26 protein-coding genes and 1 tRNA gene are annotated in these 24,964 nt (G+C 60.7%); 4 read left to right on the top strand and 23 right to left on the bottom strand.

Annotation, left to right across the window (positions count from 1 at the left end):
- The first annotated feature begins 9 nt into the window (after window positions 1–9).
- Window positions 10–1,248: a tryptophan synthase subunit beta gene (gene trpB, locus NEI07_RS05120; protein WP_256033161.1), complete on the top strand. Its 1,239-nt coding sequence runs from the start codon at window positions 10–12 to the stop codon at window positions 1,246–1,248.
- A gap of 142 nt (window positions 1,249–1,390) precedes the next feature.
- Here the strand turns inward: trpB and NEI07_RS05115 are convergent, their stop codons facing one another.
- From NEI07_RS05115 to NEI07_RS05105, 3 genes are all read right to left on the bottom strand, one after another.
- The gene (locus NEI07_RS05115; RefSeq protein WP_256033159.1) at window positions 1,391–2,431 is read right to left on the bottom strand and encodes a heparan-alpha-glucosaminide N-acetyltransferase; all 1,041 of its coding nucleotides are present in this window, start codon (window positions 2,429–2,431) and stop codon (window positions 1,391–1,393) included.
- Window positions 2,428–3,408: a hypothetical protein gene (locus tag NEI07_RS05110; protein ID WP_256033157.1), complete on the bottom strand. Its 981-nt coding sequence runs from the start codon at window positions 3,406–3,408 to the stop codon at window positions 2,428–2,430. The genes NEI07_RS05115 and NEI07_RS05110 overlap by 4 nt, the downstream gene beginning before the upstream one ends.
- Before the next feature lie 244 nt (window positions 3,409–3,652).
- Window positions 3,653–4,204: a L,D-transpeptidase gene (locus NEI07_RS05105; RefSeq protein ID WP_256033156.1), complete on the bottom strand. Its 552-nt coding sequence runs from the start codon at window positions 4,202–4,204 to the stop codon at window positions 3,653–3,655.
- A 155-nt stretch (window positions 4,205–4,359) separates the two neighbouring features.
- On the opposite strand from NEI07_RS05105, the gene mepA reads away from it, so the two are divergent.
- A complete protein-coding gene (mepA, locus tag NEI07_RS05100) occupies window positions 4,360–5,289 on the top strand; it encodes a penicillin-insensitive murein endopeptidase (protein ID WP_256033154.1) in 930 nt (309 codons plus the stop codon).
- A 4-nt stretch (window positions 5,290–5,293) separates the two neighbouring features.
- Here mepA and msrA read toward each other — a convergent pair whose 3' ends face one another.
- Together msrA and NEI07_RS05090 are read right to left on the bottom strand one after the other, a co-directional pair.
- Window positions 5,294–5,944: a peptide-methionine (S)-S-oxide reductase MsrA gene (msrA, locus tag NEI07_RS05095; protein WP_256033153.1), complete on the bottom strand. Its 651-nt coding sequence runs from the start codon at window positions 5,942–5,944 to the stop codon at window positions 5,294–5,296.
- A gap of 32 nt (window positions 5,945–5,976) precedes the next feature.
- Window positions 5,977–6,294, bottom strand: coding sequence for a hypothetical protein (locus NEI07_RS05090; RefSeq protein WP_256033152.1), 318 nt, complete (start codon window positions 6,292–6,294; stop codon window positions 5,977–5,979).
- Window positions 6,295–6,421: 127 nt separating this feature from the next.
- Here NEI07_RS05090 and NEI07_RS05085 point away from each other — a divergent pair.
- Window positions 6,422–6,511 (top strand) — tRNA-Ser (locus NEI07_RS05085).
- Window positions 6,512–6,535: 24 nt separating this feature from the next.
- Here NEI07_RS05085 and NEI07_RS05080 read toward each other — a convergent pair.
- From NEI07_RS05080 to NEI07_RS04995, 18 genes are all read right to left on the bottom strand, one after another.
- On the bottom strand, window positions 6,536–7,765 hold the full coding sequence (locus NEI07_RS05080) for a TIGR04372 family glycosyltransferase (RefSeq protein WP_256033151.1): 1,230 nt from the start codon (window positions 7,763–7,765) through the stop codon (window positions 6,536–6,538).
- Window positions 7,766–7,874: 109 nt separating this feature from the next.
- Entirely contained in the window at window positions 7,875–8,570 is a 696-nt protein-coding gene (locus NEI07_RS05075) for a class I SAM-dependent methyltransferase (RefSeq protein ID WP_256033150.1), read from the bottom strand.
- A 4-nt stretch (window positions 8,571–8,574) separates the two neighbouring features.
- Complete coding sequence (locus NEI07_RS05070) at window positions 8,575–9,507, bottom strand: SDR family oxidoreductase (RefSeq protein WP_256033149.1); 933 nt, start codon at window positions 9,505–9,507, stop codon at window positions 8,575–8,577.
- Window positions 9,504–10,499 carry a class I SAM-dependent methyltransferase gene (locus NEI07_RS05065; protein WP_256033147.1) on the bottom strand — a complete coding sequence of 332 codons (996 nt, stop codon included), beginning with the start codon at window positions 10,497–10,499 and terminating at the stop codon, window positions 9,504–9,506. The genes NEI07_RS05070 and NEI07_RS05065 overlap by 4 nt, the downstream gene beginning before the upstream one ends.
- Before the next feature lie 164 nt (window positions 10,500–10,663).
- Window positions 10,664–11,194 carry an NUDIX hydrolase gene (locus tag NEI07_RS05060; RefSeq protein ID WP_256033145.1) on the bottom strand — a complete coding sequence of 177 codons (531 nt, stop codon included), beginning with the start codon at window positions 11,192–11,194 and terminating at the stop codon, window positions 10,664–10,666.
- Entirely contained in the window at window positions 11,187–12,107 is a 921-nt protein-coding gene (locus NEI07_RS05055; protein ID WP_256033143.1) for a transketolase family protein, read from the bottom strand. Before NEI07_RS05055 ends, NEI07_RS05060 begins: the two co-directional genes overlap by 8 nt.
- Entirely contained in the window at window positions 12,104–12,970 is an 867-nt protein-coding gene (locus tag NEI07_RS05050; protein WP_256033141.1) for a transketolase, read from the bottom strand. The genes NEI07_RS05055 and NEI07_RS05050 overlap by 4 nt, the downstream gene beginning before the upstream one ends.
- A gap of 30 nt (window positions 12,971–13,000) precedes the next feature.
- A complete protein-coding gene (locus NEI07_RS05045; RefSeq protein WP_256033139.1) occupies window positions 13,001–13,996 on the bottom strand; it encodes a GDP-mannose 4,6-dehydratase in 996 nt (331 codons plus the stop codon).
- A 32-nt stretch (window positions 13,997–14,028) separates the two neighbouring features.
- Complete coding sequence (locus tag NEI07_RS05040; protein WP_256033138.1) at window positions 14,029–14,685, bottom strand: class I SAM-dependent methyltransferase; 657 nt, start codon at window positions 14,683–14,685, stop codon at window positions 14,029–14,031.
- Between the two features lie 3 nt (window positions 14,686–14,688).
- On the bottom strand, window positions 14,689–15,543 hold the full coding sequence (locus NEI07_RS05035; RefSeq protein ID WP_256033137.1) for an NAD-dependent epimerase/dehydratase family protein: 855 nt from the start codon (window positions 15,541–15,543) through the stop codon (window positions 14,689–14,691).
- A gap of 26 nt (window positions 15,544–15,569) precedes the next feature.
- A complete protein-coding gene (locus tag NEI07_RS05030) occupies window positions 15,570–16,886 on the bottom strand; it encodes a nucleotide sugar dehydrogenase (protein ID WP_256033135.1) in 1,317 nt (438 codons plus the stop codon).
- A complete protein-coding gene (locus NEI07_RS05025) occupies window positions 16,883–17,833 on the bottom strand; it encodes a Gfo/Idh/MocA family protein (RefSeq protein WP_256033133.1) in 951 nt (316 codons plus the stop codon). The genes NEI07_RS05030 and NEI07_RS05025 overlap by 4 nt, the downstream gene beginning before the upstream one ends.
- A gap of 4 nt (window positions 17,834–17,837) precedes the next feature.
- A complete protein-coding gene (locus NEI07_RS05020) occupies window positions 17,838–19,391 on the bottom strand; it encodes a PfkB family carbohydrate kinase (protein ID WP_256033132.1) in 1,554 nt (517 codons plus the stop codon).
- Window positions 19,392–19,488: 97 nt separating this feature from the next.
- Window positions 19,489–20,499: an NAD-dependent epimerase/dehydratase family protein gene (locus tag NEI07_RS05015; protein WP_256033131.1), complete on the bottom strand. Its 1,011-nt coding sequence runs from the start codon at window positions 20,497–20,499 to the stop codon at window positions 19,489–19,491.
- A complete protein-coding gene (locus NEI07_RS05010; protein ID WP_256033130.1) occupies window positions 20,496–21,509 on the bottom strand; it encodes an NAD-dependent epimerase/dehydratase family protein in 1,014 nt (337 codons plus the stop codon). The genes NEI07_RS05015 and NEI07_RS05010 overlap by 4 nt, the downstream gene beginning before the upstream one ends.
- Window positions 21,506–22,279, bottom strand: coding sequence for a transaldolase (locus NEI07_RS05005; protein WP_256033129.1), 774 nt, complete (start codon window positions 22,277–22,279; stop codon window positions 21,506–21,508). Before NEI07_RS05005 ends, NEI07_RS05010 begins: the two co-directional genes overlap by 4 nt.
- 9 nt (window positions 22,280–22,288) lie before the next feature.
- Window positions 22,289–22,834, bottom strand: a complete 546-nt coding sequence (locus tag NEI07_RS05000; protein WP_256033128.1) for a D-glycero-alpha-D-manno-heptose-1,7-bisphosphate 7-phosphatase — start codon at window positions 22,832–22,834, stop codon at window positions 22,289–22,291.
- Between the two features lie 9 nt (window positions 22,835–22,843).
- Window positions 22,844–23,407, bottom strand: a complete 564-nt coding sequence (locus NEI07_RS04995) for an SIS domain-containing protein (RefSeq protein ID WP_256033127.1) — start codon at window positions 23,405–23,407, stop codon at window positions 22,844–22,846.
- A gap of 373 nt (window positions 23,408–23,780) precedes the next feature.
- On the opposite strand from NEI07_RS04995, the gene NEI07_RS04990 reads away from it, so the two are divergent.
- On the top strand, window positions 23,781–24,905 hold the full coding sequence (locus NEI07_RS04990) for an NAD(P)/FAD-dependent oxidoreductase (protein ID WP_256033126.1): 1,125 nt from the start codon (window positions 23,781–23,783) through the stop codon (window positions 24,903–24,905).
- Window positions 24,906–24,964: the final 59 nt, after the last annotated feature.

Below are 24,964 nucleotides of genomic sequence, written 5' to 3'. Positions count from 1 at the left end.
ACACGCCCCGTGAACAAGCCGATTCCCAATTCCTTCCGCGCCGGCCCGGATGAAAACGGCCGCTTCGGCATTTTCGGCGGGCGCTTCGTCGCCGAAACGCTGATGCCGCTCGTACTTGATCTCGAAGAGGCGTACGAGAAGACAAAGACCGATCCGGCCTTTCACGAGGAGCTCGCCGGCCTTCACAAGCACTATGTCGGGCGCCCCTCGCCGCTCTATTTCGCCGAGCGCATCACCGACTATGTGCGGGCCCGCGCGGGCGAGGGCAAAGGCGCCAAGGTCTATTTCAAGCGCGACGAGCTCAATCACACCGGCGCGCATAAGATCAACAATGTGCTCGGGCAGATTCTGCTCGCGCGGCGCATGGGCAAGAAGCGCATCATCGCCGAGACGGGCGCCGGCCAGCATGGCGTCGCCACCGCCACCGCCTGCGCGCGCTTTGGCCTCGACTGCGTCGTCTATATGGGCGCGGTCGACGTCGAGCGGCAGAAGCCCAACGTCTTCCGCATGAAGATGCTCGGCGCCGAGGTTATTCCCGTACAGTCGGGCGCGCGGACCTTGAAGGACGCGATGAACGAGGCGCTGCGCGACTGGGTGACGAATGTCGCCGACACCTTCTACTGCATCGGCACGGCGGCGGGCCCGCATCCCTATCCGGCGATGGTGCGCGATTTTCAGTCGATCATCGGCAATGAGACGCGCGTGCAGATGCAGGAGATGGAGGGGCGGCTTCCCGATTCGCTCGTCGCCTGCATCGGCGGCGGCTCCAACGCCATCGGCCTGTTCCATCCGTTTCTCGACGACGCGAGCGTCGAGATTTACGGCGTCGAGGCGGCGGGACATGGCGTCGATGTGCCGAACGGCCATGCGGCCTCGCTCACCGGCGGGCGTCCGGGCGTGCTGCACGGCAACCGCACCTATCTTCTGATGGACGACGACGGCCAGATTCTCGAAGGCCATTCGATTTCGGCGGGGCTGGATTACCCCGGCATCGGCCCGGAACATTCCTGGCTGCATGAGATCGGCCGCGTGAAATATCTGAACGCGACTGACAAGGAGGCGCTCAACGCGTTTCAGCTCTGCTCAAAACTGGAAGGCATCATCCCGGCGCTGGAGCCCTCTCATGCGCTGGCGAAAGTGTTCGAACTCGCGGCGCAGAAGCCGCGCGATCATCTGATGGTGATGAATATGTGCGGCCGCGGCGACAAGGACATTTTCACCGTCGCCGAGCATCTCGGCGGGATGTGAAGAGCTGAGGCAGACGAAGCAATTCCCTCATCCTGAGGAGCGAGCGCAGCTCGCGTCTCGAAGGGGCAGGGAAATTGCGCTGCGCCCTCGTGCTTCGAGACGCGCCTTTCAGGCGCTCCTCAGCATGAGGGCAATGCAAGGCTCATCTGCCACTCGCCACACACTTTTGCGCGATCTCGTTGAGCCTTCGTCCGCGCTCGGTCTCATCGGTCACGCCGGCGAGCGCCTTGCTGCTGATCGCTTCCCGCGCCGTGCACGCGCAGGCGTCGTGGCAAATTTTTCCTTCGCCGCCCTCATTCATGCAGCGCGCTTCGCATGAGGCGATGAATTCCGTCGCGTCGACGGCGGGCGGCATGAGATAGGCGAGGCCCATAAGGAGCGCGAAGAGCGCCGGCTGATGCGCGAGATAGATGAGCAGGCTGTGCCGGCCGAGGAAGTTTAAACCCTCTCCCATCGGGAGAGGGTCGGCGCGGAGCGCCGGGGTGAGGGGTTTTCCCGACGAAGCTCGCAACCCCTCACCCGGATGCTTCGCATCCACCCTCTCCCTCCAAAGTCGGCTGTTGCCGACTTTGACATTTCGATGCGCAAACGAGGAAAACCTCGTTTGCGAGGAGAGGGTTGCGCGCCCTGCCGCCACGCCGAGTAGCAGCGCGCCCGCCCAGGGAAACAGTGGACGCCAGTCCTGGGTCATCGGCTCGCTGGTCGAAAGCCCGATCCATTGCAGCCAATCGGCGTTGAAGGCGGACGACGCGAAGAACGATCCGGCGAGAAGGAAAAAGGCGCCGCACGCGAACGCGACTGGCCAGGGCGCGAAAAGCAACGGAACCGCGATCAGACTGGCGACCGCGATGCAATGCAGAATGCCGAAGAACACATAGGAGGTGGGAAAAAGGGCATAGGTGCCGGCCGTCACCAGCGCCGCCGCCGCGCCGATGAGCGCGAAGCGGCGCCAGAAGGCCGGCCAGCGCATTGAATCGCGATTCGCCAGGACCAGCGCGACGCCGGCGATGAACAGGAAGGCGAAGGCGATCGAATGGCCGAATATTTTGACGGGCGCCGACCAGGGAAGAGTCGCCGGCGCATAGCCGAAATGCGCGAGGTCCCAGATGACGTGAAAAACGATCATCGCCAGAACGGCGATCCCGCGCGCCGCGTCGAGCGCCTGCCAGCGGCCCTCAATCATCGGCGCGCGGCCGCCGGCGGCGCGCCCTGGAATTTGCTGAACACCATATCGGGCGCGGAAAGATTGTGGCGCGAGGGCAGATGGCGGCCGACCCACACTTCCGTCGCGCTGGCGCCGGGGAAGCGAATGACGGGCGCTTCCTCCCAGCTCTTGCCGCGCTTGCTGCGCCAGGCGACAATGGCGGCGTCGCTCATCGTCTCCATGGCGTACATCGACCGCAGCGCCGCGAAGGGCAATCCGTTCGGCATCGCCTGACTGAAGGAGACGTCGAGCGTTATCCGGTCTTGATCGACGCTCTTGATCGAGAGGCGGCCTTCGCCGCCGCGCCGGAATTTGAGGATCAGGCTGCGCGATTCAGGCTCGAAGACGATTTCCTCGATATCGACGATCGGCCGCTCCTGCGTCTCGACCGGCCCGACGAGAAAGGACGAGCCGTAAGCCGTCCAGCGCATGTCCTCGAAGGGCAGCGGCCGCGCCCGCCAATAGCCGTCGGGCGGATAGAGCACCATGATCTCTTCGGCGCGCTCGCGGCGCCACATCCAGAGCTGGATCAGATGGAAGCCGTGCTCGACCGTATCGCCGACGCGGATCGGCACGTCGTTGGGGCGCCAGAACGAGGGAAAGGTGTAGCCCGTTAGCCAGAATTCCGGCGTCTCCCAGAAGGTCTTGCGGCGCGCTTGCGAAAACGCCTTGGGGTCCACGGTGAAATCGCAGCTCGACCAATCGGGCGCCCAGCGATCCGAGGCGATCGTGTTGATGTAGGAGGGGTGCACCGCCTGGATCTGCAGACTGCGCACGCGCGGCGAGATGAAGTCGAGCTCGACATTGTCCTTCTCGGCGCAGAGCTCCGGCGCCGAATTGTTCTCGACGCGAACTTGCAACTCTTCGGCCGCTTCCGGAGTCTCCGCCGAGGCTGCGCCGGCGAAGGCCAAGCCGCCGGCTCCCAAAAGAAAGCGGCGGCGATCGAATGTCGTCAACTGGAAGATTCCTTGTTGCTTTTGAGGTCCTTATCGCGCGCAAAGGAAGCGCGCGGCAAGCGTCGCGATGCATTAACGCGGCGCAAAAGGCGAAAACAAGGAGTGGGCCCGCCCGGCTCGGACAGGCCGTTGCTTAGAGCAGGTTTGCGAAAAAGTTGACGGACTTTTTCGATGAGAACCTGCTCCAGCATTTTGCTTTTGAGCGATTCCTTATCTTTCGATGTGATCGGGAAGCGCTTGGCGATCAGAAAAGGCCGCCGCCAAAGAGGGCGGCGAAAGGATCGGCGACTGCATAGCCCGAGCCATAATAGGAGCGGCCGCGCGAGGACGCATAGTGGACGCCCCTGCCGCGCTCGGCGCTGGCATAGTAATGGCTACGTGGCGGCGCGCCGGTGATGGAAATGCGGCCGCCTTCGCTCTGGACCATTTGATACAGCATCGCGGCGTGGCCGGGCGACAGGCGCACGCAGCCGTGCGACGCCGGCTGGCCGAGCATCCCCGTCGCATAGGAGCCGTGAATCGCATAGCCGCCGCGGAAGAAGATCGAGTGGGGCATGGGCGACATGTGATACTTTCGCGAATAATGCATGGGCTGCATGCCGGTGGGCGCAAACGAGCCGCGCGGCGTCGAATAGCCGGCGCGTGCAGTCGACACCGGCCACGAATAGCTGCCGGACGAAGACTGGACATGCATGGTCTGCGTCGAAAGATTGATGTGGATGTGTGTGGTGGCATTCGCCGCGCCGAGGCCGGCGATCAGAGAAACCGTCGCGGGAAGGATGACTGAAAAACGCATAGCGGACTCCTGACCCAACGCGCAGCATGCCCGGCGCTCTTGCGCTGGCTTGGCGCTACAACAAAGCTAAATGAAGCGTTAAGCTTTCGCGGCAAGGCTCTATCGCGACGCTTTACGCGGCGCAGGCAATTATGGAGACTGGGGGGCGAAAGCCCATGATGACAGGTTCGACATTGCGCAGGCTTTGTGCGGCGCTACTCGCCGTCGCGGCGATCGCCATGGTTACTGGCGCGCCGGCGCAGGATAAGGGCGCGCTCGACCCGAAGCCGCTGCCGCCGCTCGCCAATCCGTCGAGTCCGGCGACGCCGGCGCGAGAGCTGTTTGGCCGCGCGCATGCGGCCGCGCCGCTACATCCCGATCCGATCGGCTTCTATTCGCGCGGCTGTCTCGCGGGCGGCGAGCCGCTGCCGATCAACGGCCCCTACTGGCAGGTCATGCGCCTGTCGCGCAACCGCAATTGGGGACATCCCAATCTCATCGCCTTCTTGAAGCATTTCTCGTCGAAAGCCGCGCGCGAATCGGGCTGGCCGGGCCTGCTCATCGGCGATCTGTCGCAACCGCGCGGCGGGCCGATGCTCTCTGGCCACGCGTCCCATCAGATCGGGCTCGACGCCGATATTTGGCTAACGCCGATGCCCAATCGCGAGCTGACGCGCGAAGAGCGCGAAGAGCTGATGTCGACGGACGTCGTGCGCGACGACGGGCTCGACGTTCGGCCCGACATTTGGAGCGCGGGCCACATCGCCTTGATCCGCGCGGCGGCGATGGAGCCGGCCGTGCAGCGCATCTTCGTCAACGCCGCGATCAAACGTGCGCTCTGCCGCTCGGCGCAGGGCGAAAGCTGGATGCACAAGGTCCGGCCGATGTGGGGGCACAACTACCACTTCCACATCCGGCTTCACTGCCCGAACGGCTCCAACTGCCGCGATCAGGACCCGACGCCCGCTGGCGACGGCTGCGACTCCTCGCTCGCCTGGTGGTTCCAGGACGGGGTGTTGCATGCGAAGAAATCGGGGAAGAGCTGGCCGCCGATGACGATGGCCGGCCTGCCTGCCGCCTGCCGCGAGGTGTTGCGCGCGCAGTAAGCCTTCAGGCGGAGCAGTCGCCGAGCGGGCAGGCGACGCCGGTTCCGCCGAGTCCGCAGTAGCCGCCGGGATTTTTGGCGAGATACTGTTGGTGATACTCCTCGGCGTAATAAAACGGCGCGTTTTCGCGGATTTCCGTCGTGATCACGCCGAGGCCCGCCTGCGTCAATACGCGTTGATACATGGCGAGCGAGTCCTTCGCGGCGGCGAGCTGTTCCGGCGTCGAGACATAGAGGGCCGAGCGATATTGCGTGCCGGCGTCATTGCCTTGGCGCATGCCCTGCGTCGGATCATGGCCCTCCCAGAAAATGCGCAACAGCTGTTCGAAGGTCATCACCGGCGGCTGGTAGACGACCCGCACCACCTCCGCATGGCCGGTGCGGCCGCTGCAGACGTCCTCATAGGTGGGATTTTTTGTCACGCCGCCGGCGTAGCCGACCGCCGTCACATAGACGCCGTCGCCCGCCTGCCAGAATTTGCGCTCGGCGCCCCAAAAGCAGCCCATGCCGAAGAGGACCTGCTCGGACCCGAGCGGAAACGGCGGGTCGAGCGGCCGACCGTTGACGAAATGGCGCGCCCCATGCGCCACCGGAGTCTCGCGGTCGGGTATCGGCCCGAGCAGCTTGGAAAGACCGAGTTCGTCGAAGATGGTCATGGCGGCGATATAGTGTGGCGGCCCGAGGGAATCTAGCGGCGGGCGTAATAGAGCGGCGCCGACCGCCGGTGGCTGAGTAGGATCAGCAGGGCCCCGACGCCGCCGAAGGCGACGCTGACCGGCGCCAGCATCAGCGTGGTCAGAACCGGGTCCCATAGAAAGGCCGAGACGTTCTCGACGCTCGATTGCATGGACTGATAGAGGCCGGGAAAAAGCTCCGACGCTCCCTTGCCGAGGCTCGTCACCGTCACGCGGCCGGCGGCGATCGAGCGCGTGCCGTCCACGATGAGGGCGATGAAGCCGCCGGCGAGCAAGAGAAGGCCGATCAGTCTGGTGAGGAGTCGCAGCATGGTCTCTTCGTGCGAACGGAAATGTTGCGATGGATCGAAAAAGCGTGGGGAGAATAGGCGCCGCGGCCGCTTCTGTCCATGCTAGCGTTTGCGTTCTAGGCGCGCGTGAATATATTGCGCGCTTCGCGGAGGGGTGGCCGAGTGGTTGAAGGCGCACGCCTGGAAAGTGTGTATGCGGGAAACCGTATCGCGGGTTCGAATCCCGCCCCCTCCGCCAGTACTCATGCGCAGCCTTGACGGCCTAGGAGCCGTGATCCTCTTTCTCAAGGGGAGCCTGTGCGTCGAGCAGATGACGATGGCGACGCAGGAAAGCGGCGCCAATTCGACCTGCAGAATGCCATGAATAATGCTCCGGGCGCATCAAGGCGCGAAACCGCGCCTGCAAGTCGGCGTCTTCTGGATCTTCAACGAATTTTCCTTCGAGCCGATCCATCATTTCCAGGACAAGTTCGGCGATTTCCTGCGGCGTATTGTCAATATGGCGTAAGCCTCGTTCGGCGAACTGCGTGGCAAGGTGGTATTCGGATGAGGTGTCCGCCAGCGCCTCGCCAAAAGACAAAGTGCGTCCGCTCGCGTCCTGAAGCAATTTGGGAATGGTTATATCGCCCGGAAAAAGCGCATAGGCCGCGCCAATCGGCGCCATATTAGCGAGCGCCGACCGCTTGCCAAAAATTCCCGAGATAATGAAAACCCCAGAGGTGTTGCCGAGCAGAAAGCGACACCGCGCGAGGAGAAAAACATCCATCCACGCGCTTTTCGCAGGCGACCGCGCATAATCCACAATCCCTGGGGCCGGCGCCAGCGGCTCCATCGTCGCGTCGCCGACCCGGATGCACCAGCCGCCGCGCGCAACGATTTCCCGCATGGCCTCTTGGTAACCGTCGATCCGTGAATTCCGAAAATTATGCGCCCAGTCGTGGACGGGCTTGAAGCCGCCTTCACGCGAATGCACGCATACGAACCAGGCCCCTTCCGGCATGCCCCAAGCCCGCAGCTGCTCCTCTCCCTTGGCGATTTCCGCTTCGGAAAGCTGCAAGAGCGGCGGCCGGTCACCCCAGAGGCGCAGAATTTCGTGATTATGCGACGCGCCCCCCTTCGCAATGGAATAGGCCGGAATAACGTCGACGACCTCCGGAAACTGCAAGAATGGCCGCAGTAGGAAATTCATCGCGCGTGAGCGCACGACATGAATATAGCGCGTCCAATGCGCCAATAGCGCCTCATTGGCGGGCGTGCGACCGTCAACCAGGAGGATTGGCTTGACCTTTCGTCCCGAGAGTATTTGCCGCTTCAGATAAACGTCTAGATCCATCGCAAGCTGGCCGAAATCTTCGATCAGCCAAATATGCGTGTGCAGAAAGCGATATCCCAACCGGCTGAGGATTCGCGCCCAAAGGGCATAAATGGGATAAAAATAACGACCGTGACGCTCCAACTTTTGTTCGGTGAGGCCTGTTCGATCGCCATTCATCCCAATTGATCCCGTCCTTTAAGTTTGCGAACGAATAATAGCGCTCGCTCCAATTAATTCAGGAAACGCTATCGCGCGAGCGACGAGCCGGCGCATCCATCTCTCGCCACTAACTATTCGCCGCGATCGGCCCGGCGCATAATGCGATGTTGTAATGCGTCATCTTTGCGTAACCTGTATGAAGAACTTCGTCGTTCATGCCGAACATGAAGACGTTTCGAAAGTGGCGAAGCATCGTGTCTTTCAGCTCGGCCTGGGTCTTGCAGTTCACATGACCCAAACGAGACATCCGCGACGCATAGGCCTGCGACTCGAGCGATGGCGCGCCGATGATGCAAACGCCGTCTTGCGTCAGTGACGCTACGATATTTGAAATAAATCCGTCTTCGTTGGCGCGATCGATATGTTCGAGAACATCGAGACTATAGGCGCCCGAAAAGCTGCCGGGAAAAGGGGTCGCAACCATGTCGTGGCGGTGAAACGAGATGGGGTAACGATCGCCGGCGACAGCTCGAGCGTCGTCGATAAACTCCGGGTCGAAATCAACGGCCGTCACTTTCCTGACGGCCTGAGCTACGATCCTCGTCCCAAACCCGTCGCCGCAGCCGACCTCGAGAACATGGTCGGCGCCTTCGAGCATCTTCGCCACGAATTTGTAACGCGCCATCATAAAAGCGAGGCGCTTGGGATCGTCGAGATAGGCCCAGCTCGTCATCAAACCCATACGCTGATGGCCGTGCTTGCGAATCTCGGCGACAAATTCCGCGTATTGCTTTTCGCCTTCGCGCTCCACCTGATCCGTCATGATTCTACATCGCCTGAGGGATAATCTCGCCGCTTCGAGAACAAATATCGGTTCGCGTCCAATCGGCAAACCCCAACCCGATGTCGAGTTCCTCTAAGGCATCGCCGATTCGAACGCCAATAGCGGTTTCTAGGTTACCCGGCGCCATCGAGACTCGCGGCGGCCGCTCCTCGACAGGAATTCCCGCCTTCGCGGCGCTGGCCGAGACGACCAATCGCGCGTCAGCGCCAAGAAGGCAAGCAAGGTGGCGTCCTGCTTGTAGATAGCTGATTTCGTCGGAACCGCCCAGATGCCAGACGCCGCCCAGCCGCCTAAGACCGATAAGCTCGACCCCTGCCACGACCTTTGCCATCGCGATTGGCGCCAAAAGCAGATCGTCGAAGGCCTCGATGGTTTCGCCCCGCGACAATTCGCGGCGCCATCGCTGGAATAAATCGAGATGCGGACCAACGACTTTGCTCAGGCGGACGATCGCGACAGAATCGCCCAAGCGCGACAATGCCGATTCCGCCTCGGCCTTCAGCTTTCCATAGACGGAACGAGGCGAGCGGGGCTCATCGGGCCCGACGCCGCTCTTGGTTCCGTCGAACACTTGGTTCGTCGAAAGAAAAACGACGAAAGCGCCCTTCTTCACCGCCTGCTCCGCAATGAGAACCTGCGCGTCGACGTTCACTCTTCGAGCGAGCTCCGGCTCCAATCGACATTCCGCCAGTCGCGTCATCGACGCCGTAAGGACGACCACGTCGCGCGCCGAGAATGAAAGCTCGGGCAGATCGGCGCCGAGGTCGAGATAAAATTCGTTTTGGCGATCGACCGGCTGACGCCTGGTCGACGCGATCGCTTCTATTCGTTGCGCGCTCAAGCTTTTCATCAACGCGGAGCCAATGGCTCCGCTTCCCCCGATGACGCAATATCGTGCGCTGGTATTGGCGCTCATCTGACGATGTCCGCGGGAGCGTGGTAACGCACGCCCTGTCTCGTCAAGCGGGATTTTACTGCGGCGGCGACCTTCGGAATCAGCGGAACGAAGACATCGGAATTTTCGGCGACGTTGTCAGGCGCGATGATGGGCCTGCCCATGTGCTCTCGTCCGATGCGCTGGGGGTCTTCGTCCACGAAAAAGTCGACCTCGTCACCGACCGCGCCCGCGAGCCATGTTCCGGAGATGGAGGTGCCAAAAATACCGAAATTCGCGCTTGAACGCGCGAGCTCTCGCGAGTTGCGCACTTGCGCGTTCAGCCAGTCGACCTGAGCGCGGATTTCATCCAAGCCCTTTTGAGGCGTCTCCGCCGGTCGGTCGCGGGATGCGACGGCTTTACCGATCCAGCTCAATTCCTTGGGGAGCAAGGCGTCGTGGGCGGCGACAGTCTCGTAGCCCGCGCGTTCGCCCAGGCGGCGGAGCGACTGGACAGTGAAGTGCGTGAGATGATCGACGATGACGAAATCGAATGGCGTGATTGCGCAATCCGGAACCTGCACGAAGACGCGCCCATCGTCGCCGATGAGACGCCGCAGCTCGATCAATGTGTCGACCGGCGAGATGAGATGCTCAAGCGAGTGGATGAGGGTGACGAGGTCGAAGCGCGCGTCGATCGCGTCAAGATCGCAGGTATAGAGCTCGACGAAATTCGGCAGTTGCGCAAGACGCTCGCGCGCGTCGTCGCGGATTTCCGCGCCGTAAAGGCGCCAGCGAGGATGGCGACCTGAAAAGGTCTTCAACGCCGAGCCGGTTCCGCATCCGAAATCCAGGACGCGCGCGTCCTCGCGAAGCGTGAGCGCGCCATCGAGATAGTCTATTATCAAGGCGGAGCGAGGTTGCGGCCCGGTCGATTGACCCGAAAAGATCGGTTGCTCGTCGCCCTGAGACTGGTGGTATAATTCGTAATTCCGGTAGATCTGCGCGATCTCCGCGCGCCAGGCGTCGTCCACGATTTTTTGAGCGGCGCCACACTCTTCACAACACGCAAGCCTTCCGCCTGCGGGCCACGGTCGAGCGTCAGAGGTGACACGCGGCAACTCGCGAAACGACACGAGTTCGCGCAATCTCTCCGATCCGCAAACCTGACAAGAATTGCCCGACGACAGCATTAAGGTCATCGAGGAAATTCCTGGAGCCGCCGCGCTTCTTCATTCAATTCCACGGAGCGCCGCGCGCGTTCATGGCTCGCGCGCGTCAGATGCATCCAGAGCGCAAATGCGTCGTATGGCGTCACGCGTTCCCTCGCAAGCAGATCGGGACCCTCGAATGCGCGCATCGCGCGCCCCTCTCCGAGGACAAGCCTCTCCATCTGTGCGGCAGCGAGCGGCGTCTCGAAGAAATGGCGCTCGACGGGGCCGCCGCCCAATGCGGTAAAATCGAGCGTCATCGTCGTAAACCAGACCATGGTCGGGGCGTCGTATCCCAGTTCTTCCCGCAGTTCGCGCCGCAACGCCGCCTCGGCCCCTTCGCCGGGTTCGAGGCCGCCGCCGAAGAGGCCCCAATGGCCCGGAAAAAAAATGCCAGGCTTCTCATCCCTAAGCTGCATGAGATAGCGACCGTCGTCTAGGACAAGCAGCGCAACCGCCGCATCGCCCGGCGTCAGCGGTCCCTCGTTGAGGAAATAGTCTGGAGCGCGGTCACTCACTGAGAATTCGCCGCGTCATATCCTCGATCGAAAGCCCGTGCGCGTCGAGGATGTCGTCATGGCTTCCATAGCAGTGAATGAACTCATCCTTAAGCGTGAATGAAAAGAGCCTTGTTCGCGCGCCGATATCGAAGGCGATTGCTTTGACTTGCATTGCAAGACCGCCGGTCGGCGCACATTCCTCGATAACGACGACAGAGGGAAATTGCGTCAGCGCGTCGGCGAGTCCGCTGACGTCGAGCGGCTTCAATGTGTGAACCGAATTGATCGCCACGCTGCGGCCGGCCGCCTCGAGCCGCTCGGCCACGGCCCACGCGCGTTTCATGATCGGACCGTATGTAAGAATGCAAACGTCCGCGCCCGGGCGAATTTGCCGCAGCTTGCCGAAGGTCCAGGGTTGTGGCGCGTTGCTGGTGAAGTCCGGCTCTCCCGCCTTGCCGAGGCGCAGATAGACCGGCCCATGCTCCTGCGTGGCGCACCAGCGCGTCGCCGCTTCGGTTTCCGCCGGGTCGCAAGGCGCGATAACTGTGAGGTTAGGAATCGCGCAGGCGATCGCTACGTCTTCTTGCGCGTGATGTGTCGCGCCGAGCGTCGAATAGGTGAGGCCGCCGCCGATGCCGACCACGGTGACGCATAGATTTTGGTAGCACAGATCGTCTCGCACCATTTCAAACGGGCGGTAGAGCGAGAAGGTCGCAATCGTGTAGGCGAAGGGCCGCAGACCACGCTGCGCCATTCCGGCGGTCATGCCGATCATGATCTGCTCGGCGACTCCGGTATTCACGAAGCGCTGCGGAAATTTCGTGCGAAACTTCTCGATGCTGCCGGCAGGAGATATGTCCGCTACGACAAGGCACAGGCGCTCGTCCTCCCTGCCCAATTCATAGAATGTATCCGCAAATCTATTCCTCATGGGGCGTTCTCGATTTCGTTCAACGCCTGCGCATATTCCTCCGAATTGGGCGAACGGTAATGCCAGATCGGAACGCTCTCCATGAACGAAACGCCTTTGCCCTTCGTGGTGCGACAAACGATCAACTTCGGGCGAGGGGTTGCGTCATTCGAACAGTCGTCGTCGAGCGCCGCGAAAATCTCCGCGCTGTCATGTCCAGCGACTTCAGCCGTGCTAAATCCAAAAGCGCGCGCTTTATCGAGTAGGGGGTAAAAGGCCTTGTGACCCTCGCTTATGCGTTCGAGACCAGAAAAATCATTGTTGTCCATCAGCGCGACAAGATTGGAAAGACCGAGATTTGCGGCGGCCATCATCGCCTCCCAGGTCGAGCCCTCCTGAAATTCGCCATCCGATAGGACGCAATAGACCCGCGCGTCGCTTCCCTTCAGCTTCTCAGCGAACGCCTGTCCGACCGCGATTCCCAGCCCATGTCCCAACGATCCGGTCGAAGCCGCAATTCCCGGCGTGCCGTAATCGGGATGCGCGCCGAGCCGCCCGCCGGGCTTGCAATAGGCGTCGAGGTCTGCGCGCGACAATATGCCTTGCTCCTCGAGCACGACATATTGGATCATGCAGCCGTGACCTTTGGACATCAGAAAGATGTCGCAATACTCACCGTTCGAGTCCCGACGCATCGCGCCATTATACAGCGAGTCGACGATCTCGACGCAGGAAAAAGCCGGCGCTACATGCAGCGCGGAAACTTGTCGCGAGATGTCCAGGATGCGCCGGCGGTAGCGGCGGCAACGTTCCTTTGCCGCAGCGGCGTCGAAACTGTTGCGCCGTCGCTCGTCGTGCTGACATAGCATGAGTCCGTTGGTCATTTCACATTCCGCCCAACTCGTTGCGGTCGATCATGCCCGCAAAGTGTAATCGCGAGGCGCGCGTTTCAAAGCGCCAAGATTCGCGCGCGCCCAGTCGACCATTTCCGACAAGCCCTCCGCCCAGTCAATGCGGGGCTCCCAACCCACGTCGCGCTTGATCGCCGACGAGTCGAGCCAGTAGCGAGAGTCCTGCCCGAGTCGATCGCCGCTGACCTCGCACAATTGTTCGAACGGAACGCCGACAGCCTCCGCGCAAAGCTCGACGACGCGCCGAATCGACGTTGGCTCGCTCGGTCCGACGTTATAGACGGCGCCGAGCGGCGCGCCTTCCGCCACGAGATGGATCGCCCGGCCGAGATCCCGCGCATGAATATAGGACTTTTCCGCCTTGCCGCCGCCATGCAAGGGCAGTTTCTCGCCGAGCAGGCCCGAGACGATCGCCTTGGGCACGACGCGATGCAAAAGCTGCCCGGGGCAATAGGCGTTCGACGGCCGCAAAATATTCATCGGGAACTTGAGGAATCGCGATATCGACAGAAGATGCATGTCGAAAGCGACCTTGGAGGCGGCGTAAGGACTCGACGGCTTGATCGGCTCGTCCTCCGTCACGGGGCGATCGACGGACCCGTACATTTCCGACGTCCCGATCTGAATGAAACGCTCCAACCAATCCCGTTTCATCAATTCTTCGCAAAGACGCGCGAGCGCCATCGAGTTCGTTTCAAAAAAGCGCCAGGAGTGCTTCCAGGAGACGGCGCCCTCTCCCTGCGCTGCGAAATTGACGATGATCTCCGGCTTTTCGCGATCGAGCAGTTCGAGCAGCAGATCGATCTCGTAGGTCACGTGACGAGCATGATATTCGTAACCGTCGCGCTGATCGATATCCAGCGAGAACGCGCGCTCCCGCAGCGGATTGCGACCAATGCCGATCACTTTTCGCGGGTTAGCGTGATCGAGCAGCCAGAATGCGGCGTGAATGCCGAAGCTGCCTCCGCCGCCAAGGATTGCATAGGTCTTATTCGACATGTGTTCGCCTTCGCTTCTTCAGGAGCGTCACGTCACTCGACGATCGTCCAATAATAGTCGCCCGTATAGCCGGCTTCGGCAAAGACTTCGATCCAGCCTTGCGGATAATCGTGGAATTTCGCCGTCAGCACCCAACTTTCGAAAAGACTCTTTTGTTCGGGCGTACGATACGAATCGACCTGGACGAATGCGCTTTGGCGAGACACGCGCTCGATCTCACGCAAGGCCCTCAATGCGCCGGCGCGGTCGAAATTGTGAATCGTGTTGATGCTCACGACGCAATCGAAGCTCTTGTCGGGGAATGGCAGCGCGTCGGCGGAGCCGAGGTGCAAACGGCCCACGACCTCCGGTTCGCAGTGCATGAGGGCGTAACGCGATATGTCGAGGCCGAAGGCCTCCAGCCCCGGCTCCGCGAGCATCAAGTCTTTGACGAGAAAGCCCTTGGCGCATCCGACATCGAGAATTCGCGCGCCCGCCGCGAGACCGAAGTGAACGATGATATCCTTCGCGACCGGTCGCCAGCGCCCGTCGTAGCGATAGCCGCCATAGCCATATTCTCGCGGCCCGTCGAAATAGAGCTCCCCATATTCTCGCGAAAGCGCAATGATCTCAGGCGACTTCGCTTCGCCTCGCTGCGTGATGTTGCGCCGGGATTTCGGCAGCGCGCGCAACAGATCGACTTCCGCCATGCTTTATCGCTCCGCGAGAATTTGTAGCTTCGCGACGGTCGCTATGGTCGGCGCGTAGGCGAAATCAGGGAATGAGGCGCGCGTCGCTTCGATGTCAAACGGACGATAGCCGTTATGCGGCATAGGTCCAACGCGCGGCGTCTCTTCGACGGCTACTTGATGCCGCGAGGCGCCGGCTGCCGCTTCCGCTAGCGCGCGGAACGAATGCGCCTCTCCGGTCGCTACATTGAGCACGCCGATCGAGCGCCGCATCAATATCCGGAAAAGGATCTCGGCGAGATCGTCAATCCAAACATGGTCGCGTCGCTCCTCGCCCGCGCCGAAAACCGGGATATTCTCACCGGCCGCCGCTAGGCGACGAAAGCGATTGGGGCCATAGCCGTTGTGCGGATCTTCAAGACCATAGAGAAGGCTCGGACGCACGATCGTCAACGGCGCCGAGATATCCGAGCGGAATGCGATTTCCCGAGCTAGGTGCATGGCGCCGTGCAGCGTTCCAGGCGCCGTGGGCGTCCCTTCGTCAATCGGCACCGGCTCGTCGGCGTAGACGGCGTCCGAACTGATGTTGATCACATGCGATGGAGCCGCATCCTTTAACGCCGCGACCATCGCGCGCGTCATTTTGACATTCTCGATAAGCATGTCGAGAGAGCGGCAAGGCGCGCGCGCCGCGGCCGCCACGACCGCATCGCCCGGCTGCAAAATCGCGCGCAATTGCTTCTCGGCGCCGTCGGCAAGAAGATCGATCTGCTGGCGGGTGATCGCCAATACGGGAATTTGCGCGCGCGCGATGCGGCGACAGAGCGCGCCGCCGACAAATCCACTCCCTCCGATGACAACAACGCGAGCGGGAGCCATCGGAGCGGGAGCGAGATGACGTAGCATTAGACGATTCCCGCGCTCGAGTTATGGCGAGACCCGAGCGTGTAGTAATCGAGGCCGGCCGCGGCGGCGGCGCGTGGATCGAGTAGGCGATAGGGATCAATGACAATGCGACCCCGCATCGTCCGCGCTATTTCCTCAACTCCAACTCGACGATAAGCAGGCCAGGGCGTCAAGATCATCAAGGCGTCGGCGCCTTCTAGCGCCGCGAGCGGCGAATCGACGCCCGTCAATCGCGCGTGAGAAATTGCGCTTGCTTGCACCACAGGATCATGCGCGACGAATCGCGTTTCTGGCAGACCCGTGATCGTCGCGACGGACGGCGAATTCTTAATTGAATGCGTATTCTCCTTGTAGGCGAGGCCCCAAACGGCGATCGTCGCCTCGGGCTTTTCACGAAGCAGAGCGGTCGAGATCGTGCGACGCGCCCAATCGCGGCGGCGCCGGCTGTTATCGATCCATGCGCGGACGACGCCCGCGTCCGTTTCGAAACGCTCGGACAATGCAACGACCGTCGCAAGATCACGTTCGAGATTCCCGCCTGCGATCCCCAATCCCGGCGAGAGATAGGCGCTTGGGCCGATCCGGGCGTCGAGCTTCAACGCGGGAACGATCTCGGACCACTCGGCCCCTATATTTTCACAAAGTTCCGCCAGCGTGTTGGCGACGCTGATCGAAGACACCAGGCAGCAGTTGATCGCGATCTTGCAGAGTTCGGCGCTCTCGTAGCTCATCGGGATCAACGGACATCCGAATGCGGAGAGCAACGCCTCGTAGCGCGGCTCCAGCGGCGCATTTGGATCCGCGCATCCGATAATCGTTCGCTCCGGATGCAGCGCGCGCGCCATGGCGCGGCCAAACACGAGCGTTTCGACCTGATAGTAAAGCCGCTCCGGCGGAACCGCGCGCAGGCCCCGCGTAAAACCCGGCGGCACCTGACAAAGAATGACGAGAATCCCATCGGGCCGTAGCGCCTTCGCCACGGCTTCGATAATGCCGACGATCGGGCTAAGATCGCTATGACCCCTATCGTCGGTCGGCACGTCGTATGAAATATAGACGATGTCGCATTCCGCGAGCCGCGAAAGATCGTTGGTGAAGGCCTGTCGAGCGCCATTGGCGCGCAGCAGCTCATCCAGATCCGGCTCGTCGATCGGAGGCTGGCCAGCCGAAAGCCGCTCGATTAGTTGCGAATCGGAATCATAGCCGATCGTCTTAAAACCTTTCGCCGCGACGGAGGTCGCGGAGACGATCCCAAGGTGGGTCATGCCGGCGAAGCCGACGACGATATCCGAAGCGTGCTTGATTGCAGAAGTCATGCGTCTTGCCTGCGGCGTCGCCGCGATTGTTCGAGAACCACTTCCTCGAGTTGCGCCAACACGTCTCGCAGCCATATGTCGTTTGAGAGGTCGGTCTTTGCTCGAGACTGGCACATGCCCTTGAAATGCTCGTATTCGACCTTCCAAGTCGGATCGTCCTGCACGAGCGTGACCGCCTGCTCCGGCGGGCGCCCCGACGGAAGAATTCGCCGTCGCGTCGTAAAAGTTGACGGACCCCATTTGCACAGCGATTCAATGTGAGCGCTGCCGTTTTCTGCAAAGATATCGCAAGCGAAGTGATTGCGCCAAGACAGCAGCGTCATTTCGAGCTCGATGCGACATGCGCCGTCTTCATTGCCGATAATGACGTGATCGGGCGACTTGTTCTCAAAGCAGTTGACGGCGAGCAGTTTGAATCTCGCATCGATGTCGCCGAACCAGAATCGGCATGTGTCCAGAAGGTGCGAGCCAAGATCCGGCAGCACGCCGGCCCCGCTATCGCGCCATTCCGAATTTCGCACGAGGCGCGCCGTTCCATTGCCGTAGAACATGCGACAGGAATAGATCCGCCCCAGTTCGCCCGACGCAATGAGGTCGCGCATGCGCACGAAATGCGGTTCGAAGCGATGATTGTAGGCCGTGTAGCAAACGACGTTCGCGGCGCGCGCGAGGCGCCCGAGTTCGTCAAGTTCCGAGCCCGTACGCGTCCATAGCGGCTTTTCGACCAACGCGTGCTTTCCATTCGCGAGCAGATATTCAAGAATTTCGAATTTCGGCTCGTCGGGTATGCAGCACAGCGCCGCATCGAAGCTATCGAGCGGGATGTCTTTTATGTCTCGATAATCCGCGGAGGCATTGTAGGGGTCGACAGTCGCGACGAAGTCTTCGCCGGCGAACGCACGCCTTTTATGTCCCTGCACCCCGAGGCCGACAACGATCACTCTCATGGCGCTACACGTAATTCGTTTGTTTTTCCACCGCATCAAGCTTTTTCAAAATTTGCTTGGGCGCGATGGGCGCGTTGCCGTCGCATTCGCATTCGCAGGCGGCCGCGAGCAGGCCGATGATGGTCGCCTGCGTCGGATCCTTCGTGGCGAGCATGGCGAGCGTCGAATATGCGAGGAGCGCATCGCCGGCGCCGACGGGGTCGACGAGATTCTCGACAAAGCTGTCGAGCACGAAAAAGCTATCCAGCGATTCGTGATCTGTGCTTTGGCAGACGAGCACCCCGCGCTGCCCGAGCTTAAGGATCAGCAATTTACATTGCGCCTCATCGAATATCGCGGAGGCCAGAGGTCGAATGCCTGAGTCCTGATCGGCCAGCGCAAATCGCGCCTCGCGCTCATTCGGCGTAATCAGATCGAAACCGCGAAATTCAGTGATGTTTCCCCAGCGGCTCGCGACCTGGCTGTCGGCGACGCGATACGCATTCGCCGGAATCGCCTCGATGAAATCGGGTATCGTGCGGCGATTGAAGATACCGTGACGGAAATCGGCATAGATAACCGCATCAGCGCCGCTGTTGCGCACCGTATCGGTCATCTTGTTGCACATGACGTCCGTAATTGAGTTGTTGTCGAGCGTGTCGACTTTCAAAAGGCGATAGCCGCCGACGACGATTGCGTTCTTGTTTACCGTGGGACGACCGCGCTCCGTCACGACAGAGACACTGACGCCGGCCCGCTGAAGGTCGTTCACAACAAATTCGGCGTAGGCGTCATCGCCCAACACGGTGCAAAAAGAAACGTCCGCTCCGGCGGCGCGGCAGTGTTTCGCGACGATCGCCGCTCCTCCTGCATAGTCCGTTTTCGACTCAAACAGAACGGACAAGGTCGGGGTTTTGGTCTGGCCTCCGATCATGACGCAATTGGTGTAGCTGTCGACGATCGTGTCGCCGACCACATGAACGCGATAGGCGGAAAGCGCATTTATCGCGCGGCGCAGGTCGTCGAAGGAAATTCCTTTTCTCTCCATGATGATTTGGAGTTTTTCGAAGCGAAGCTTGGGAGCTTCGAGTTCAATGAGCTTCGATGAGGAATAAACGATGTCGCCGGGCGTGAAGACGATCTCGCCGCCATAGGCGCGCACGGCTTCCGCTTCCTCCGCGGTCTTCGGACGCATCCCGGTTGTTGTGTATTCATATCCTTTTGCAAAGAGGTCTGGCTGAATGAGTTTCAGATTGTCGAGCGGCGTCGCATTGACGTCCACGACCACATAGTCGACCATCTCGAGAGCGGCAAGATTGAGCGCGCGCAGGTCCTGCGGCACGTGCGGCCGATGAAGACCCTTAGTGATGTGCGCGTCGGCTGTTACGCTTGTAATCAGAATATCGGCTTTGCCCTTGGCGTAAGCGAGATGCCGAATGTGGCCCGGATGAACCACATCGAAAACGCCGTGGCACATTATCGCGCGCTTTTCGCGCGGCACAGGGCCGAGGATTGCACGCAACTCTTCCGGCGTCTTGATTTTGTGGCCATAGAGTCGATTGAGCGAGTTATTGGGCATGAGCTACTCTGCGAGAAAGCATCCTCGGTTGGAGTGAAGGCTTTGGTTGAGTCCCTACTCGTCGCGAGTCTTGTATCAAACTACGCCGCGTGCGGACTCATATCCGAGACGCGTCGCCTCCAAGAAATTCGAACCACGTCTTCGTCGCCTTGGCGATCGACTCGGGATCCCAAAGCGGAGCGTCCTTCCAAAGATGTATCTGCTGCATCATCCTCGGCGCGCCCTCTTCAAACGGAACTTTCGGCCGCCAACCGAGAAGCGTGGAAATCTTCGTTATGTCCGCCCAGGTGCAATCGGGCTCGCCGGGCCGCTTCGGCACATAGACCACGTCGCCGCCGAGCAGGGACACGAGTTGATTGATTGATTTGGGCGCGCCGGCGCCGACATTAAAGCGCTCGCCGACGATGTCCGTTTCGGCGGCGGCAAGAAACGCTTCGGCGACGTCCGTTGCGTAAATGAAGTCGCGTGATTGCGATCCGTCGCCGACGACAGTGTACGGCTTGCCCTCGAGTTTCTGGCGAAAGAAGACGCCAAAGACGGCGCCATATGCGCCCGTGGTGCGCACGCGCAAGCCGTATGCGTTAAATATGCAAATCGAATTGACAGGGAGCTTGTAGACGTTTCCCCAGTGAAACACCGCTTGCTCGCCCTGATATTTTGAGAGAGCGTAAGGATATTGCGGCGCGATTGGGTGATCCTCGCGCGTCGGCGTCGCGGCGAGGCCATAGCAGGATGAAGACGCCGCATAGACGAATTTTTTCACCTTTGCGGCGCGCGCGCATTCGAGCGTACGGACCGTTCCCTGGACATTGATGTCCATGTAATCGATCGGGCGCTCGATCGATGGAACGATGTCGCCAATGCCTGCAAAATGAAAAACATAGCGGCAATCCGAGAAGATCGGATCACCGGGCGCCAGCGTGCGTATATCTTTCCAATGACAGGCGAGGTCCGAGTTCTGCGCATGATGCGCAAGATTCGCTTCGCGCCCGCCCGACAAGTCGTCGATCACGCGAACGCAAAATCCGCGATCCAGCAGCAGGTCGACCATATGGCTCCCGATGAAGCCCGCGCCGCCTGTCACCACAGCAATAGGTTTGCCGGTCATGCTGCTTTCAATCTTTGCAGCCGCTTGACGTTGAAATAGAAGTCGTCGTCGAAACTGTTCGGCAAACGATTTTCTCGGAATGCGACGCAGAGTTCGCGCACCGCGTCCTCGATCGTGCGCCGCGGCTGAAAGCCCAGCGCGCGCGCGATCTTGTCCGAATTGATGTGATACGAGCGCAGATCGTCGCTCGGCGTCGTCACGATTTCGAGATCGCCGCGTTCGGGATATTCCTCGAGCACGACCTTGCGAACCAGTTCGGCGATCTGCATCAAAGAGAGATTTTGATATCCGACGTTGAAGATCTCGCCTTGGATCTTTTCCGCAGGCGCCTCGAGAAACATCTCCAGCGCGTCGACATAGTCCTGAATATGCAGGTTTGGTCGTAATTGTGAGCCGCCGAAAACCGTGATCTTGTTCTTGTTCACGGCGTGATTGGTGAGAATGTTTACGGAGAGATCCAATCGCTGGCGCGGCGCGTAGCCGCACACGGTCGCCGGACGGAAGGTGACGCCCGTGAAACCGTCATCGATGTGTCTGTTGAGCAGCGGCTCGCACATTCCCTTGTATTTATTGTAAAGCGTCAGGGGCACGAGCGGATGGTCCTCCGTCACTTCGGGTTGGTCGGAAACGCCATAAACCGAAGATGAAGACGCATAGATGAAGCGCTTGACGCCCGCGTTCTTGGCCGCGAGCACCATTGGCTCGAAGGCCTCTAAATTCACCGAGGTCGAGAGCCGTTCGTCAAGTTCGAAGCTAGCGTCATTGGAGATGCAGGCGAGGCTCAAGAAAGCATCGTGGCCGGCGACCGCAGCGGCGAGCTTTGCTGTATCGCGTATGTCGCCCTGAACCACGGTTAGGTTGGGGTCGTCTTTCGGCAGGAATTCGCTACCGAAATACATGACGTCATACACGGTCGCCTTGTAACCAGAGCGAAGGAGCTGTGGAACGAGGCGGCTTCCGCAATAGCCGGCGCCGCCCGTAATGAAAACCCGTTCGAACTGTCGCGTCATCGAACATCCTCGCGTATATCGCTTACGCCGCCGACCTCGGCGGACAAGTTTTGTGGCGCAACGTCTATGTCGAATCCCGAAGCCGTCGCGTCGCGATAGAACATTTGTACCGTCTCGAGAGAAAACTGCGTGAGATCCTTTCCAACCAACTCCAGCTTGGAAAGAATGTCGGGCGTTGCGGTGATGATATGGCAGCCCGCCTCCTGCGCGTGAAAAACGTTTAGCAACTCGCGCGGGCTGGCCCAAAGCAGCTCCGCGCGCGGGCGCGACGCCAGCGCCGCGCGGCAGGCCTTCATGTGAGGAACAGGATCAACGCCGGTATCGGCGATTCTCCCGGCAAAGACCGAAATGATCGCCGGCGCTTCGGGCGCGAGCGCCGCGGCGACGTCGCGAACCTGCTGCACGGTCATGATCGCGGTGACGTTGAGCGTCACGCCTTCGTTGGAAAGCGCGCTCAGAATAGGGCCGGTGAACTCGCCCTTTGTATTAACAACTGGAATCTTCACGTTGACGTTTGGGCCCCAACCGGCAATGACGCGCGCCTGTCGCGCCATCTCGGAGGGGTCGTCGGCGAATACTTCGAATGAGACGGGACGATCCGGAATCGCCTCGAGCACCTTGCGGGCGAATTTTTCGTAATCGGCCACGCCGGCTTGGCGCATCAGCGTCGGATTGGTCGTGAAGCCGACGATCCTCGGATCGCGATACATTGAGATCATTTTCCCAAGATCGGCGCCGTCGGCAAAGAGCTTAATGAATATTTTCGGCATGAGCGACTTTCAGCTGTCTGCTTGTGGCAATGATAGGATCCAGTCGGCGGCCTCGCAGAGCGAGCCGACAATTTTATCTGGGCGTTCGGGGGGCTGTTCCGCCGTATAGCCAAGATCTATGAACACGGTGCGGCACCCCGCCGCAGCGCCGGCCTCTATGTCGCTCGCTCGATCGCCTACCATGAAGCTCTCCTTGAGATCGAGCTCGATTTCGCGCGCAGCTTCCAACAGCATTCCAGGCTGCGGCTTGCGGCAGGCGCACTGGCCCGTATGGCAGCAGATCTTTATCGCATCCAAAGGCATTGCGTGGCGAAGTCGGAGGCTCATTTCATCGACGATCTCACGCGCAACTCGGCCCGCCCCCACATCTGGCTGGTTTGAAACGACGACGGTGAAGAAGCCCGCTTCCTTCAACCTCGTAACGCACCTCGGCGCGTCCGGATAAATGGCGAATTCCGCGAGAGTCGTCGGTGCGAAACTGCGGCCTTCGCGAAACTGCGGCACCACGAGAACGCCGTCACGATCCAAAAAAACGGCGCGTCGCGGCCCGAACATCCTTGGCTCCTACCACTTCGTCCCACGCGACTGAAGAGCTGGATGAGACACGAGGCAATGCCAGACGACTGCCTGAAACGCTTCGGAAAGCGGCGTCACGCGGCCGGCGTCGACCTGCGGAATTACGACCACCACGTCGCCATGGGCGCCGGCGTGGCCGTCGGCGCGACCCACGATCGCAAAAACGCGGGCGCCACGCTGCTTTGCAAGATCGATGGCCTTCACAAGTTTGACGCTGACATTGCGGGCCGCGTTCCCGCCACCCACTGAAAAGACGAGGATTGCGTCGCCGCTGGATAGCCGGCTGACCTCAAGCCATCCTGTGAAGATCGTATCCCATCCCTCATCATTGGCCCGAGCCGTCAGCTCCGAAACATTGTCCGTCGGCGCATAGGCTTCGATCCCGCACAATTTGCGAAAATCATTCGCCGCGTGACCACAATTTCCCGCGCTGCCCCCGACGCCCAATAAAAACAATCGTCCCTCGCGCTCACGCAATTGACTCAATTCTTGAGCGAGCCGCTCGATCATGCCGGCGTCAAGAAGTCCTGCAACCTCTCGTACCTGCTCCATAAAATTGATGATATGCGACAGGGCAGCGCTCCTGTTTAACAAGCAAAAGCTGGTTAGAATATCGCCCTGTGAGAGTCAATCCACGCGACGCGTCGAATGGGCAACGCCTCAACTGCATTTTAACCACGCAATCACTTGCTGCAAGAGCAAACGAGGGAAAGCCGACGCTCGAATGCGGCCTATGTCGAGCGAATCAACCAGGTCATTGGCGACTTGGCGTCGCCGAAATGCTAATCTGTCTTTCGCCCCGAAAATCCAACACGCTTTCTATAAACGGTTGGCCTGAGAGTTAATCCACGGATCGCGTTCGACTGGACGACGAAAACCAACAAACCGAGGCGCAGGGCGCACAGAACGCGAGGCGTGAGCAAAGATGAGCGGTGCGAATTTTGACGTTGTCATCGCGGGCGCAGGCGTTGTCGGTCTCGCCGTGGCCCGCGCGCTTGGCGAGACGGGATACAAAGTTCTGGTTACCGAAAGCGCTCCGACGATTGGTTCGGGCGTCAGCTCACGCAATTCCGAAGTCATTCACGCCGGTCTGTACTATCCGCCCGTCAGTCTGAAGGCGCGACTATGTCAGCGAGGCGCCGAGTTGCTCTACCGATATTGCTTCGATCGCGGCGTTGGATTCCGGCGCGTCGGAAAACTGATCGTGGCGACGCAGCCCGACCACAAGGCCAAACTCGATCAGATCGCTTCGAACGCGCTCGCGAGCGGCGTTCGAGACCTCATTCGCCTCGAAGCGGCGGAGGCGCGCAAGCTCGAGCCGAGCCTTGCCTGTTGCGGTGCGATCCTGTCTCCGTCGACCGGCATTGTCGACAGTCATGGGCTGATGTTGGCGCTGCAGGGCGACGCTGAAGAGTCCGGCGCGACATTCGCTTTCAACGCCAAAGTCGTGGGCGGCGCGGTGACGCAAAGCGGGATGACGCTCCATATTCGCGACCGCGCCAGCGACGACGTCTCCTCGCTTGAGACGAGGGCTTTTGTGAACGCCGCCGGGCTCGGCGCGACGACGCTCTCCCGAGCCATCGACGGATTTCCGGCCTCCATGACGCCGCAGCTTTATCTCGCGCGCGGTTGCTATTTCACGCTCCCCGGGCGCGCGCCCTTTTCCAGGCTCATCTATCCCGTTCCTGTGGACGGCGGTCTCGGCGTTCATCTTACGCTCGACCTCGCCGGACAGGCGCGGTTTGGTCCAGATATCGAATGGATCGATGAAATCGATTACAACGTGGACTCGCGGCGCGCCGAGGCCTTCTATGACGAAATTCGTCGCTACTGGCCCGCCCTTCTAGACGGCGCCCTGCTTCCCGGCTACGCCGGCATTCGACCGAAAATCTCGGGGCGGGGGACGCCTGCCGCAGATTTTCGCGTCGACGGGCCAAGCCAACACGGCGTCGCCGGCCTCGTCAATCTGTTCGGAATTGAAAGCCCGGGACTGACGGCCTCACTCGCTCTCGCCGAGCTGGTCCGCGATCGCCTCAGTGAGGCGCCTTGATTTGGAATTCGCAACGCGACTCCCGCAAGTCCAGTCGTCGATATGGCTTGTAGCGCTTG

This window comes from Methylocystis suflitae (assembly GCF_024448135.1).
Taxonomy (GTDB): Bacteria; Pseudomonadota; Alphaproteobacteria; order Rhizobiales; family Beijerinckiaceae; genus Methylocystis; species Methylocystis suflitae.
The sequence above is the reverse complement of the archived record's forward strand: the minus strand, read 5'-3'. Positions and strand labels throughout refer to the sequence as shown.